This window comes from Pseudomonas sp. ICMP 3272, from assembly GCF_001466905.1.
Classification (GTDB): Bacteria; Pseudomonadota; Gammaproteobacteria; order Pseudomonadales; family Pseudomonadaceae; genus Aquipseudomonas; species Aquipseudomonas amygdali.
Map to the genome: position 1 here is coordinate 27,598 of NZ_LKEK01000035.1, position 13,211 is coordinate 40,808.

General features: G+C 60.3%; 9 protein-coding genes. 1 reads left to right on the forward strand and 8 read right to left on the reverse strand.

The features are described from left to right. Positions 1-3: 3 nt before the first annotated feature. From AO068_RS03970 to glnE, 8 genes are all read right to left on the reverse strand, one after another. Positions 4-1,449: a lipopolysaccharide kinase InaA family protein gene (locus AO068_RS03970; RefSeq protein ID WP_058407712.1), complete on the reverse strand. Its 1,446-nt coding sequence runs from the start codon at positions 1,447-1,449 to the stop codon at positions 4-6. Beyond that, positions 1,449-2,228: a lipopolysaccharide kinase InaA family protein gene (locus tag AO068_RS03975; protein WP_058399878.1), complete on the reverse strand. Its 780-nt coding sequence runs from the start codon at positions 2,226-2,228 to the stop codon at positions 1,449-1,451. The genes AO068_RS03970 and AO068_RS03975 overlap by 1 nt, the downstream gene beginning before the upstream one ends. Beyond that, positions 2,225-2,959: a lipopolysaccharide kinase InaA family protein gene (locus AO068_RS03980; protein WP_058407713.1), complete on the reverse strand. Its 735-nt coding sequence runs from the start codon at positions 2,957-2,959 to the stop codon at positions 2,225-2,227. The genes AO068_RS03975 and AO068_RS03980 overlap by 4 nt, the downstream gene beginning before the upstream one ends. After that, the gene (gene rfaP, locus AO068_RS03985; RefSeq protein ID WP_058399876.1) at positions 2,959-3,765 is read right to left on the reverse strand and encodes a lipopolysaccharide core heptose(I) kinase RfaP; all 807 of its coding nucleotides are present in this window, start codon (positions 3,763-3,765) and stop codon (positions 2,959-2,961) included. The genes AO068_RS03980 and rfaP overlap by 1 nt, the downstream gene beginning before the upstream one ends. Then, positions 3,765-4,886, reverse strand: a complete 1,122-nt coding sequence (locus tag AO068_RS03990) for a glycosyltransferase family 4 protein (protein WP_058399875.1) — start codon at positions 4,884-4,886, stop codon at positions 3,765-3,767. Before AO068_RS03990 ends, rfaP begins: the two co-directional genes overlap by 1 nt. Then, positions 4,886-5,950: a lipopolysaccharide heptosyltransferase I gene (waaC, locus tag AO068_RS03995; protein WP_058399874.1), complete on the reverse strand. Its 1,065-nt coding sequence runs from the start codon at positions 5,948-5,950 to the stop codon at positions 4,886-4,888. Before waaC ends, AO068_RS03990 begins: the two co-directional genes overlap by 1 nt. Positions 5,951-5,952: 2 nt before the next feature. Beyond that, complete coding sequence (gene waaF, locus AO068_RS04000) at positions 5,953-6,987, reverse strand: lipopolysaccharide heptosyltransferase II (RefSeq protein ID WP_058399873.1); 1,035 nt, start codon at positions 6,985-6,987, stop codon at positions 5,953-5,955. 129 nt (positions 6,988-7,116) lie between these two features. After that, complete coding sequence (glnE, locus tag AO068_RS04005; protein ID WP_058407714.1) at positions 7,117-10,074, reverse strand: bifunctional [glutamate--ammonia ligase]-adenylyl-L-tyrosine phosphorylase/[glutamate--ammonia-ligase] adenylyltransferase; 2,958 nt, start codon at positions 10,072-10,074, stop codon at positions 7,117-7,119. A 384-nt stretch (positions 10,075-10,458) separates the two neighbouring features. Here glnE and aceE point away from each other — a divergent pair, with 384 nt between their 5' ends. Then, on the forward strand, positions 10,459-13,104 hold the full coding sequence (gene aceE / locus AO068_RS04010) for a pyruvate dehydrogenase (acetyl-transferring), homodimeric type (protein ID WP_058399871.1): 2,646 nt from the start codon (positions 10,459-10,461) through the stop codon (positions 13,102-13,104). The last annotated feature ends 107 nt before the right edge of the window (positions 13,105-13,211 follow it).

Sequence of the window (13,211 nt, forward strand, 5' to 3'; positions counted from 1 at the left end):
GGCTCAGTCTGGCGTGATCTTCGGCAGGCGCTGCTCCAGTATCTGGTGCAGCGCACTCTGCACCGGCCAGTTGCGCATAAACCGCGCCCGGTCACGCGCGTAGGCTGCTGCAAAGGACGATTGAGAACTGTGCTGCTGCATGGCATCCAGGTCGATCATCGCCCAGCGATCGGTGTGCCAGAACAGGTTATGCCCCTTGAAATCACCATGACTGATACGCGCCTGGATAAGCTGTGCGAACAGCGTGTCCAGCGCCAGCAGTTCGGCCTCTGGTGCATCACCGGTTGCCACATGGGGAGCGAAGCGCTCGATGATGTCCGGTCCCTCGATAAACTCGGTCACCAGCCAGGCTTTGCTGCGCAAGCCGAGAAAACGCTTTTCCTGAACTGCCAGCGGTTTTGGTGTGGCGATGCCGAGAAACATCAGGCGGTTACCTTCGCGCCATGAATGCCAGGCCCGGCTGGGACGCCAGAAGCGCTTGAGCCAGTGACTGAAATTCTTGATGTTGTAACGCTTGATGACCAGCGTACGACCACTGATTTCGACACGGCCTACACTCGCAGCGCCACCGGTCTTGTACAGATGGCCCTTGTCGAGCAGGGCATCAGCCTGATCAAGTACCGGCAGCATCGCGACCTCCTCCTCGCGACGAACAGCACGGAACACCGAAGCGCTGTCCTCGACGCTGAACAGACTGCAATCGCGCACGGTCTTGCTCATGAAGTCCTTGAGCCGCCAGCTGCGAACCTTGTCGATCTGCTTTTGCAGCGCCTCCATCGGCAAACCATGCTCGGCGTTGCTCAGCAGGTAATGCACCAGCAACTCTTCAGTGAAGGGCTCGAAAGACCTGGGCAACTGGGCAAAGAACACACCGAGGTTTTCCAGCACCTTTTGCCGGGACAACGGTGTGCCGGCCTGCTCGGCGCGAATACCGGCACCATCAATCAAGTACAACTGCCCGTTGTGGCGCAGCAGGTTGTCGAGGTGCAAATCTTCCTGCCACAAGCCTTTGGCGTGTTGCCGGGCGATGGCGCTCAGCGCCTCGCCGAGCACGGCTTGCTGCTCATCCGCCAAGGGTGGCAGGTCCTGGACAGTATTCCAGGCATCGCCCAGGCTTGACGCCTGCTCCAGAAACTCGAACAGCAGCCAGCCACCCTCACCATCCTGCAAACCGTCGGCCAGCAGCAGCGGTGTGGTCAGCCCCTGTTCGGCAAGCAGGCGCACCCCGGCCAGTTCACGCTGAAAGTGTCGGGCCGCCTTGTCGCCCACCAGCAGTTTTGCCAGCACCGTTCGGCCTCGCCAGACACCTGCACCGACGTAGCGCTGCCCCGGCAATACACGCAGCAGGGTCAGCAATTGCAGTTCAGCCGAACCGGCAGCATCGGCCAGCGTCAGGCTCATCGGCAACTCGGGGGTACGTCCAGCGGTCTTGAGTTCAGACAAACGCATCAACGGGTCTCTTTATCATCGCGGTGTTGAAGGTCTCGTTTGTGAGCGCCGCGCTTGCCCAGACGCGCATTCCAGGCGTCGACCAGCAGGCTATTCGGCGTGGCTTGCAGATAAGCCGCCAACAGCTCGCGCCGATCGGCCTCATTCCACATCGGCGCGCGGCGCAGCAGCGGTTCGAGGTCGCGGGCAAGGTCACGCTTGCCGAAGATCACCGGACGGGTTTTCTCCAGGTCGATCAATTGCGCCTGGTAGCCCTTTCCCACCGCCTGCAGAAAAATATGCTTGGGATAAAAGCAGCCATGAACCTGTCCGGCACCGTGCAGCGTGCGCGCCAACTGGCCGCAGGCGTGAAGTACCGCCAGACGCTGGACGCTCTCCATCTGGTTCCACTGCTGCAACAGTTCGTCAAGATCGGTCCAGCCGTCCAGCGCACGCGTCATGAGGATCGCCCGGTATTCCCCGTCGACCTTGCGCTCGCCATAAAACACCGCTTGCAGCGCTGGAATGCCCAGTTTGCGGTAGCGACTGATGTTACGAAACTCACGAGAGAAGGACGGCTCGCCAAACGGATGATGCAACGTGTGGGTCAGGTAATTGCTCTGGCGCTTGAGGTAAAACCCCTGACCTTCCAGGTCGAGACGGAACACACTGCTCCAGCCGCCGCGCCCGGTATTGGGCTCGTCGACCGCATCAAGCCTGATGTTCCAAAGCGATTCAAAATCAGCCAGGTTGTGACGCGCCAGTAACGGCTGGTCAGCACTGGCAATAAAAACGCTCATTCACGGCCCTCGAAAAAGCTGACGATATGTCGAATACGTTTCTTGTCGGAGGCGTTCAACCGCGTTCGCTGACGGTACTGCAGGTAGAAGCGCAGACGCTGGGTAGCTGACAAGTGATACTTGGCGACCTTGTCCAGGCACGCCAGATCCTTGGTGATCCGATAGCGCAGCATGAAGCTCCACCAGAATGCGCCGTTGGGGCAATCGATGAAAAACAGCTTGCCTTCGTCATCGACCAACAGGTTGCGCCATTTCAAATCATTATGTGTGAAATGGTTGTCGTGCATGGTCCGGGTACAGGCAGCCAACTGGCGGCTGACAGCGTCGACCCAGTGGCGGTCGGTCAGTCGCGGATCCTTGCGTTGTGCCAGCGCAGACAAGTCTTCGGTATTGGGCAAGCCGCGAGTGATCAGTGCGCCGCGATCATACGCTGCGCCGTTGCGCTCCAGCCCCCAGGCCACCACCTCTGCCGTGGGAATGCCCCATTTGGCAAAGCGCTTGAGGTTCTGCCACTCGGACTTGACCCTGGGCTTGCCGATGTAACGGCGCAGGCCTTTGCCCGCTCCTACGTAGCGTTTGACGTAGTAGTAAACCCCGGCGCGCTCGACGCGAATGACGTCGGACAGCGGGTCGCGGGTCAACTGCTGGCCCTGCAAGGCAAACACGGCATCCAGACTGCCGAAATCCTGCTGCAGAAAAGCGTACTCGGGCTCAAGCTTCCAGCCCGCCATCAGAGCGCATCCCCGTAGCGCACTTTGCGCTGATACAGCTTGTCGGCCTTCTTCTCCAGCCAGCTCAGCAGCGCTGCTTCCTTGCGCAGTATTTCGCGCAGCGGTTTCTGAAAATAACCCTTGAGGAAACGCAGCTTGTCGCGGCGGGTCAGGCCGATGTCCAGCGCTGAAAAATACAGCGCGGCCAGGTCCTTGTTGCGCCAGCGCGGCGTGATCGCACGGCGGGTCTGAGCACGGTGCAGGTCGATGACCGACAATCTGAAATTGTCAGCGGTGACCGGCGTATCGGTGTGCAGCAGAAAATGACAGATGTAACAGTCGCGATGGTTCACGCCGGCGCGGTGCATCATGCCGACCAAGCGGGCAACTTCGGCGATAAACGCTCTTTTCAGACGAGGCTCGGGCGGCTGGGTGCGCCAGTTGAGGCTTACGTCTTCCAGGCTGGTAGTCGGGGCCAGCTCTTCAGTGACAATAAACGAATGCTGCGCGGCAGGGTTGCTGCCACGTTCACCATAAGCCACAGCCGTCATGGTCGGCACGCCGACTTCATGCAGGCGCTCGATGGCGTCCCATTCCTTGCCCGCGCCCAGCACTGGCAACTTGGCAGTTGCCAGATTCTTGGCGATTTCGCCCCAGCCAATGCCACGGTGGATCTTGACGAAGTAGCCACGCCCGTTGACCTCGGTGCGCAGCGTGCGGCGTCCTTCCAGCTCGCGGTAGACCTCGCCGCTCAGGCCCTCGACCTCGACGAACGCATCGCGTCCGGCCCACAGGCTCTTGAACGGTTCAGCCAGGAACAGCTTCATCAATAGTGCTCCGCCAGAATCACATCCGCAGCGTGTTGCGGCATGCTGTAAAGGTCCGCTGTATCAGCAAAGGCCAGGCCATTGCGCCCCCATGCGCTGCGTGCGCCATCATCCTTAAGCATGTCCGACAGGTAGCGATTGAGTTGCGCCTGATCGAACGGCTCGTCCAGCACCCGCCCGCAGTCAGCTTCGGCTATGTAATGGGCGTAGCCGCAGACCGCGCTGACCAGGACCGGCAAACCGGCAACCAGCGCTTCGAGCAGCACGGTCCCGGTGTTTTCGTTGTAGGCCGGATGAATCAGCAGGTCGGCGCCCAGCAGAAAACGCGGAATATCGCTGCGCCCTTTCATGAAGGTCACCTGCTCGCCCAGGCCGAGCGCCGCGCTCTGCAATTGGAATACTTTGGGGTCGTCCTGACCGATTACAAACAGCCGCGTGCGTTTCTTGAGCTCGGCAGGCAAGGCTGCCAGCGCCTTCAGGCTGCGATCGACGCCCTTTGTCTTGAAACCGGAGCCGATCTGCACCAATAACAGGTCATTGTCGGCAAGCCCGAATTCCTTGCGAAAGCCTGCACGAATCTCAGGTGCGTCCGGCGGTGCGCGGCGATCCTGGGAAATGCCCGGTGGCAGCAAGTGAAAGCGCGACGGCGGGGTGTCGTAATGCTTGATGAACAGCGGCTGCTGCACTTCGGAAATCATCAACACCTGAGTTTTCGAGTCTTTAGCAAACACCGCGCGCTCGTAGTCAGCAAAGTGGCGATAACGGCCCCACTTGCGATACAGCGGGCTGCGCAGATTCTGCGCCTTGTCCTCGAAGCAGCCGTCGGCGGCGTAATACACATCCAGACCGGGCATCTTGTTGAAACCGATCAGGCGGTCCACCGGGCGCCTGGCCAGGTCTGCCTCCATCCACGCAGTAAGCTTTTCGTTGCGTCGATGGTTGAAGAACGCCTTGACCGGCGCTACCAGCACTTCAAAACCGGGCGGCACATCGCCTTCCCAGATCAGGGTGTAGACGCGGATCTGGTGGCCGCGCTGTTGGCACTCCAGCGCAATGCGCATGAAGTCGCGTTGCAGGCCGCCAAACGGAAAGTATTTGTAGAGTACAAAAGCCAGTTGCATCAGCCAGGTTCCTTTGCCAGCAACAGCGCGCCCAATTGGCTCGCTACTCGCTCGGGATTCAAGCGAGTGAAGCACATCGGCCACTCGCGCTTAAGGTCGAACCGGCGCTGATCGTCGGCGGTCGGTTGGTACGTGCATTTCTTTTGCAGGCACGGCGTGCAGCCCGGGTAGTCGCTGGCCAGATGCACCTGCGACTTGCCGTAGGCCCCGGTCAGGCCCGGATTGGTCGGGCCAAACAGGGAAATGGTCGGCACATCCAGTGCAGCGGCCAGGTGGCCGATGCCGGTGTCTACCGCGACGCACGCCTGTGCGCTGGCCAATACCCGCGCTACACCTGCCAGATTCAGCTTGGGCAGCACGTGTGCGCTGTCCAGACCGTCGGCAATGCGCTCGGCGCGTGCCTTTTCTGCCGGGTTGCCCCATGGCAACTGCACCTGCAGGCCACGAGCGGCCATCAGTTCGGCCAGTTGTCGCCAGTACAGCTCGGGCCAGTGCTTGGTGTCCCAGGTCGTGCCATGCAGGAACAGCACGAACGGGGCCTGCAAATTGTCATCCAGAGTCGCCAGGGGCTTGAGACCGTAATCGCCCATGCCGGACGGCTGTGAATAACCCAGTGCCTGAGCGAACAACTGGCGCAACCGTTCGACCGCATGTTGCCCGCGTGCCACTGGAAAAGCGCGATCATAAAAGCGACTGGCGACCGGCTCGCGTGCCGAATCGCGGTCCAGACCGGCCACCGGTGCATCGACATAGCGTGTCAGCCAGGCACTTTTGAACAGGCCCTGCGCATCGATCACCAGATCATAGCGCTGTTCGCGCACCTGCTGTTTGAAGCGCCGCCATTCCCCGGACCTGAAGGTTTGCCAGAGGTGCTTGCGCCAGCGGCGAATCGCCACCGGGATCACCCTGTCGACCGCCGGATGCCAGGCGGGAATCTCCGCGAAGCCCTCCTCGACCACCCAGTCGAAGCGAATGCCGGGCAGCGCACGCGCCGCATCGGTCAGCGCGGGCAAGGCATGAATCACATCACCCAGTGAAGACGTCTTGATCAGCAGTACCCGCAAAATCAGGCAACCTCCACCGGCGTGCTACTCAGGCGGCTCAGCGCCTGAGTCACGGCGTCCGGCTCAAGCAGACGCATGCAGTTGTAATGGCCGAAACGGCAGGTGCGCTCAAAGCACGGGCTGCACTCGATGCCCAGACGCACCACCTCGACTGCGTCGGCCAGCGGCGGCGTGAAGCCCGGCGAGGTCGAACCGTAGACAGCCACCAGCGGACGGTTCAGCGCTGCGGCCACGTGCATCAGGCCGGAATCGTTGGACACCACGGCATCGGCGCACGACAGCAGGTCAATGGCCTCAGCCAGCGAGGTTTCACCACTGAGGTTGACGGACTCCTCGCGCAGGCCGGGAATCAACTCCTGGCGAATACTCTCGCCGACCGGGTGATCCTTTTTCGAACCGAACAGCCAGACCTGCCAGCCTTCACGAATGCTGGCGTCAGCGACTTGTGCGTAATGCTCGGCAGGCCAGCGCTTGGATTCGCCGAACTCGGCACCAGGGCATAGCGCCAGCACCGGACGGTCGAGGGTCAGGCCGAACTTGCTCAACGCCGCATCGCGAGTCGCGGTGTCGATGCGCAGGCTGGGCTTGGGATAAGGACGCGGCAACTCGGTGCTCTTGTCGAATGCCAGGGCCATGAAACGCTCGATCATCAGCGGATAGCGCTGTTTGTCGAGGGTGCGCACGTCATTGAGCAGGCCATAGCGGAATTCACCGCGCCAGCCGGTACGCTTCGGTATACCAGCGAAAAAGGGTACCAAAGCGGATTTCAGCGAATTGGGCAGCAGGATAGCCTGATCGTATTGGCCGGCCAGGGACTTGCCGATCCGGCGACGGGTCGCCAGCTCCAGGGCACCGTGACCCAGCGGAAAACTGAGCGCAGCACGAACCTGCGGCATGCGTTCCAGTATCGGACGGCTCCATTCAGGGGCCAGCACGTCGATTTCGCACTCGGGATGACGCTGTTTCAGACACTGGAACAGCGTTTGTGCCATCACCATGTCACCGACCCAGCTAGGCCCAACGATCAGAATTTTCATGTTCTATCCAGAAACGACCAGAAACGATCAGGGAGGCCGATCAGACTGCGTGACATTCCCACACAACCTGTCGCCTCCCTGTCATAGCTTTATATAGTGTTGCAGCGGAATATGGCGTTGCCGCGCGGCTCAGCTCAACCCCATCTGCGTCCAGATCCGCATCACCTCACGCCGCTGGGCATGAAACTGATCGCCGCTGACCACACCCGCCTGCTTCTGCAAAGCCTGACGGTGCGCAGCCGAGCGATACGCCTTGTAGGCTTCGCGTAACAGGCTGGCGTCCGTGTCAGGCAACAGTCCGGCGTCCTCAAGCCCTTCGAGAATCCGGATGTTGTCGGTGTATTGCAGCAGCGCGGGATGCTCTCTGGACCACGCCAAGGCGGCGTATTGCACCATAAATTCGATATCGACGATACCTCCGGCGTCCTGCTTGAGGTCGAACGGCACCGACGCCTCGAAGGCATTGGCCGCCCTTCCGGCTGCTGTCACGCGGGTGCCGAGGTTGTCACGCATCTTGCCGCGCATCTCGCTGACCTCTGCGCGCAGCTTGCCCAGATCACGCTCGCGCCCCAGCACATCGGCACGGACTTTTTCGAACTGCTCGCCAACATCACGACTGCCGGTCATCACTCGCGCACGTACCAGCGCCTGATGTTCCCAGGTCCAGGCTTCATTGGCCTGATAACGGGCGAAGGCCCCCAGCGAACTGACGAGCAACCCGGACGCACCCGACGGCCGCAGGCGCATGTCGACGTCATACAGCTGACCGGAGTTGGTTTGCGTGGTCAGCAAATGGATGACCCGCTGCCCCAGCCGGGTGAAGAACTGCGCACTGTCGATCGGTTTGGCGCCGTCGGTCTCGGCTTGCAGATCGCCATCATGAATGAACACCAGATCCAGATCGGAGCCGTGGCCCAATTCGATACCGCCAACCTTGCCATAACCGACAATCACGAAACCTGGGGCGCACAACGTGCCGTCCGGGCGCGAGGGCGTGCCGTGGCGAGCCACGCTGTAGCGCCACGCCAGCGCCAGCACCTGGTCCAGAATGGCCTCGGCCAGCCAGGTCAGGTAATCACTGACTTTCATCAATGGCAGACTGCCAGATATCTCGGACGCCGCAACCCGCAGGCTGTGGGCCAGCTTGAAATGCCGCAGGGCTTCCATCTGCTGCTCGAGGTCGTCCTCCGGGATACGAATCAGCCGCTCACGCAGCTCGGCCGCCAGCTCTGGTGCCAACGGCGGATTGAACAGACGACCTTCATTGAGCAGCTCATCGAGCAGCAGCGGGAAGCGTGCGATCTGTTCGGCAATCCATGGGCTGGCAGCGCACAGGGTCAGCAGTTGTCGCAACGCATCAGGGTTTTCGGTCAGCAACACCAGATACGCCGAGCGCCGGGCGACCGCTTCTACCAGCGGAAGAACACGTTCCAGCACCAGGTCGGGCTTCTCATGCTCTACCGCCTGAGCCAGCAATCGAGGGATGAACGCATCCAGCCGCTCACGACTCAGACGCTGCATCGAACGCAGGTTGGGACTGCTGCGCAGGCTGGCCAGATTTTTCAGTGCCTTTTCCGCATCCACGAAACCGGCCTGCAACAGCTGGCGACCTGCGGCTTCTTCGTCTTGGGACTCTTCCCACAGGGGCAGCCACTCGCCACCCACTGCAACCTCACTGTCGTCCTGCTGCTCATCGTCAGGATCAGAATCGGGGTCGGCGATGACCTGACGGAAATGCCAGGACACCCGACTGCGCCAGTACATAAGGCGCTCGTGAAAACTGACCCAGTCGGCAAAGCCCATGATCAGGGCAATGCGTGCCTGATCCTGATCGTTGTCCGGCAACATTTGCGTCTGACGGTCGGCAATCGCCTGAATGGCGTGCTCGGTGTAACGCAAAAATTCGTAACCCTCGCGCAGCTCTTCAGTCACCGCCGAAGGCAGATAACCCTGCCCTTCAAGGGTTTTCAGCACTTTGAACAGCGGGCGCTGTTGCAGGCTCAGGTCGCGGCCACCGTGGATCAGCTGGAACGCCTGGGCGATGAACTCGACTTCGCGAATACCCCCGGCACCGAGCTTGATGTTTTCCGCCATGCCCTTGCGCTTCACTTCCTGCTGAATCAGCTGCTTCATGGTGCGCAGCGCTTCAATGGCCGAGAAGTCCAGGTAACGGCGATACACAAACGGGCGCAACATATCCAGCAGCTCGGCACCTGCGGTCTGATCGCCGCCGACCACTCGCGCCTTGATCATCGCGTAACGTTCCCAGTCCCGGCCCTGATCCTGATAATACTGCTCCAGCGCGTTGAAGCTGAGCACCAGCGCCCCGGAAGAACCGTAGGGCCGCAGGCGCATGTCGACCCGGAACACGAAACCATCGACAGTCACCGGGTCCAGCGCCTTGATCAGCCGTTGCCCCAGGCGAATGAAAAACTCCTGATTGTCCAGCGCACGCTTGGTGCCCTGCGTCTCGCCGCCCTCCGGGTAGGCAAAGATCAGGTCAATGTCCGACGAAAGGTTCAGTTCTACCGCGCCTAGCTTGCCCATGCCCAGAATGACCATGTGCTGCGGCTGCCCCGAGTGACGACCGGTAGGTGTGCCGAACTGCTCGCAGTGCCGTGGATACAGCCATTGGTAGGCAAGGTCGATCGAGGCATCGGCCATTTCCGACAGGTCGCGGCAGGTTTCGATCAAATCTGCCTGGCGGGTCAGATCGCGCCAGATGATTCGCACTTGCTGGCGTGCGCGCTGCCGACGTAGATTACGCCCCAACTCGTCATCACTGGCGGCGCTCGACAGGGCATCGGCAATCTGACCGCGCAATTGGCCAGCAGAGAAGCTACGCTCCAGCTCGCCCGAGTCGGCCAGTTGCAGGAGCATCTGCGGGTCACGGCAAACTTGCTCGGTGACAAAATCACTGGCTGCGCAAACCCGGTCGAACGCCTTGCGGCGCGCCTCGGGCCAGGCCTCGAAAGACGCCAGCGCGTCCTCTGACAAAGCAGTGAGCGCGGCTTGGAACGTCTGGCGGGCACGGGTAATCAATGGCAGCAGAATGGCCGGAAATTCAGCCAGTAAAGGTAGGCTCATGGTCTATCCTTGATCGGCGTGCAAACGCCCGTCTTTCATGACGGCAAGACGCGTCTGCCAGCACCGCTTGTCGAACAAAGGTTATAAATTGCTGGAAAAATCAAATTAGAAGCATAAAAATCCGCTTTTTCCCTGCAAGATATTCAATAGCAATCAACAGTAACGTTTTAAGTTACAAGACAACAGGAGCGATTGAGTCGCTTCTCTGTAGTTTTACTACTGGGTCCGATACTCGGAGGGCTGAAATCGTCGTCGATTTGTAGTAAAACTACACGCCGCCGGATCCCACCCTCCGGTAATCCAAGAATTTATGTCGTCTGCCCACAAGGCCAGTCGCAAACTCAGGCAACCGATTCTGGAAGCCTTTCCGCCCTGGAGCAAGCCATGCAAGACCTCGATCCCGTCGAAACCCAGGAATGGCTGGACGCCCTGGAATCGGTTCTCGACAAAGAAGGCGAAGACCGCGCTCACTACCTGATGACCCGTTTGGGCGAGCTGGCCACCCGTAGTGGTTCGCAGCTGCCGTACGCCATCACTACGCCATACCGCAACACGATTCCTGTCACCCACGAAGCACGCATGCCTGGCGACCTGTTCATGGAACGCCGCATTCGCTCGCTGGTGCGCTGGAACGCATTGGCAATGGTCGTCAAAACCAACCTGAACGACCCGGATCTGGGCGGCCACATCTCCAGCTTCGCCTCCAGCGCAACGCTGTACGACATCGGCTTCAACTACTTCTTCCAGGCCCCGACCGACGAGCACGGCGGCGACCTGATCTACTTCCAGGGTCACGCATCGCCAGGCGTTTATGCCCGTGCGTTCCTCGAAGGCCGCATCACCGAAGACCAGATGAACAACTTCCGTCAGGAAGTCGACGGCAATGGCCTGTCGTCTTACCCACACCCGTGGCTGATGAAGGATTTCTGGCAGTTCCCGACTGTATCGATGGGCCTTGGCCCGATCCAGGCGATCTACCAGGCGCGCTTCATGAAGTACCTGGAGCACCGTGGTTACATCCCGGAAGGCAAGCAGAAAGTCTGGTGCTTCCTGGGTGACGGCGAGACCGACGAGCCGGAATCCCTGGGCGCCATCGCTCTGGCCGGTCGCGAGAAGCTCGACAACCTGATCTTCGTCGTCAACTGCAACCTGCAGCGCCTCGACGGCCCGGTTCGCGGCAACGCCAAGATCATTCAGGAACTGGAAGGCGTGTTCCGTGGTGCTCAGTGGAACGTCACCAAAGTCATCTGGGGCCGTTTCTGGGACCCACTGCTGGCCAAGGACGTCGACGGTATCCTGCAGCGTCGCATGGACGAAGTCATCGACGGCGAATACCAGAACTACAAGGCCAAGGACGGCGCGTTCGTCCGCGAGCACTTCTTCAACTCGCCTGAACTCAAGGCAATGGTTGCCGATCTGTCCGACGACGAGATCTGGAAACTCAACCGTGGCGGCCACGACCCGTACAAGGTTTATGCGGCCTACCACGAAGCCGTCAACCACAAGGGTCAACCGACCGTGGTTCTGGCCAAAACCATCAAAGGTTATGGCACCGGCGCCGGCGAAGCGAAAAACACTGCACACAACACCAAGAAGGTCGATGTCGACAGCCTGCGTCACTTCCGTGACCGTTTCGACATCCCGGTCAAGGACTCCGAACTCGAAGCCCTGCCGTTCTACAAGCCGGAAGAAGGCAGCGCCGAAGCCCGTTACCTGAGCGAGCGTCGTGCTGCGCTGGGTGGCTTCGTACCTCAGCGTCGCGCGCAGAGCTTCAGCCTGCCGACGCCGCCACTCGATACCCTCAAGGCCATCCTTGACGGTTCGGGCGACCGTGAAATCTCCACCACCATGGCTTTCGTGCGCATCCTGGCGCAGCTGGTCAAGGACAAGGAAGTCGGTCAGCGCATCGTGCCGATCATCCCGGACGAAGCGCGTACCTTCGGTATGGAAGGCATGTTCCGCCAGTTGGGCATCTACTCTTCGGTCGGCCAGCTCTACGAGCCAGTCGATAAAGAACAAGTGATGTTCTATCGCGAAGACAAGAAAGGCCAGATTCTCGAGGAAGGCATCAACGAAGCGGGCGCCATGTCCTCCTTCATCGCTGCCGGTACTTCGTATTCCAGCCACAACCAGCCGATGATTCCGTTCTACATCTTCTACTCGATGTTCGGTTTCCAGCGTATCGGCGACCTGGCATGGGCTGCTGGCGACAGCCGCACCCGTGGTTTCCTGATCGGCGGCACCGCCGGCCGTACCACGCTGAACGGCGAAGGCCTGCAGCACGAAGACGGTCACAGCCACATTCTGGCGTCGACCATCCCGAACTGCCGCACCTTCGACCCGACTTACGGTTACGAGCTGGCAGTGATCATCCAGGACGGCATGCGCCGGATGTTCGAAGAGCAGCAGGACGTTTTCTACTACCTGACCGTGATGAACGAGTCCTACGCCCAGCCAGCCATGCCGGCCGGTGCGGAAGAAGGCATCGTCAAGGGTATGTACCTGCTCGAAGAAGACACCCGGGAAGCGGCGCACCACGTCCAGTTGCTGGGCTCGGGCACCATCCTGCGTGAAGTTCGCGAAGCGGCGAAGATTCTCCGTGACGAGTTCAACATCGGCGCTGACGTCTGGAGCGTTACCAGCTTCAACGAACTGCGTCGCGACGGTCTGGCTGTAGAGCGCAACAACCGCCTGCACCCTGGCCAGAAGCCGGAACTGAGCTATGTTGAGCAGTGCCTCAACGGTCGCAAAGGTCCGGTCATTGCATCGACGGATTACATGAAGCTGTTCGCTGACCAGATTCGTCAGTGGGTTCCAACCAAGGAATACAAAGTCCTGGGCACCGACGGTTTCGGCCGTAGCGACAGCCGCAAGAAGCTGCGTCACTTCTTTGAAGTCGATCGTCACTTCGTTGTGCTGGCAGCTCTGGAAGCTTTGGCGGATCGTGGCGATATCGAACCTAAAGTGGTGGCGGAAGCCATCGCCAAGTTCGGCATCGATCCTGAAAAACGCAATCCACTGGACTGCTAAGAGTCTGCTTCAAGAGCGCTGATCAGAGCGTAAACAGCCGAGGATGCGGAATTTACCTACCGTAAATGAGCATCCAACGCTGTTTCGTTGTAACTGAACCAGCGTAT

Bases quoted from the DNA above. Each gene is read 5' to 3' on its own strand.
- AO068_RS03980 (WP_058407713.1), bottom strand. From the start codon at position 2,959: ATGGCGGGCTGGAAGCTTGAGCCCGAGTACGCTTTTCTGCAGCAGGAT.
- aceE (WP_058399871.1), top strand. From the start codon at position 10,459: ATGCAAGACCTCGATCCCGTCGAAACCCAGGAATGGCTGGACGCCCTG.
- AO068_RS03975 (WP_058399878.1), bottom strand. From the start codon at position 2,228: ATGAGCGTTTTTATTGCCAGTGCTGACCAGCCGTTACTGGCGCGTCAC.
- AO068_RS03990 (WP_058399875.1), bottom strand. From the start codon at position 4,886: ATGCAACTGGCTTTTGTACTCTACAAATACTTTCCGTTTGGCGGCCTG.
- rfaP (WP_058399876.1), bottom strand. From the start codon at position 3,765: ATGAAGCTGTTCCTGGCTGAACCGTTCAAGAGCCTGTGGGCCGGACGC.
- AO068_RS03970 (WP_058407712.1), bottom strand. From the start codon at position 1,449: ATGCGTTTGTCTGAACTCAAGACCGCTGGACGTACCCCCGAGTTGCCG.
- waaF (WP_058399873.1), bottom strand. From the start codon at position 6,987: ATGAAAATTCTGATCGTTGGGCCTAGCTGGGTCGGTGACATGGTGATG.
- glnE (WP_058407714.1), bottom strand. From the start codon at position 10,074: ATGAGCCTACCTTTACTGGCTGAATTTCCGGCCATTCTGCTGCCATTG.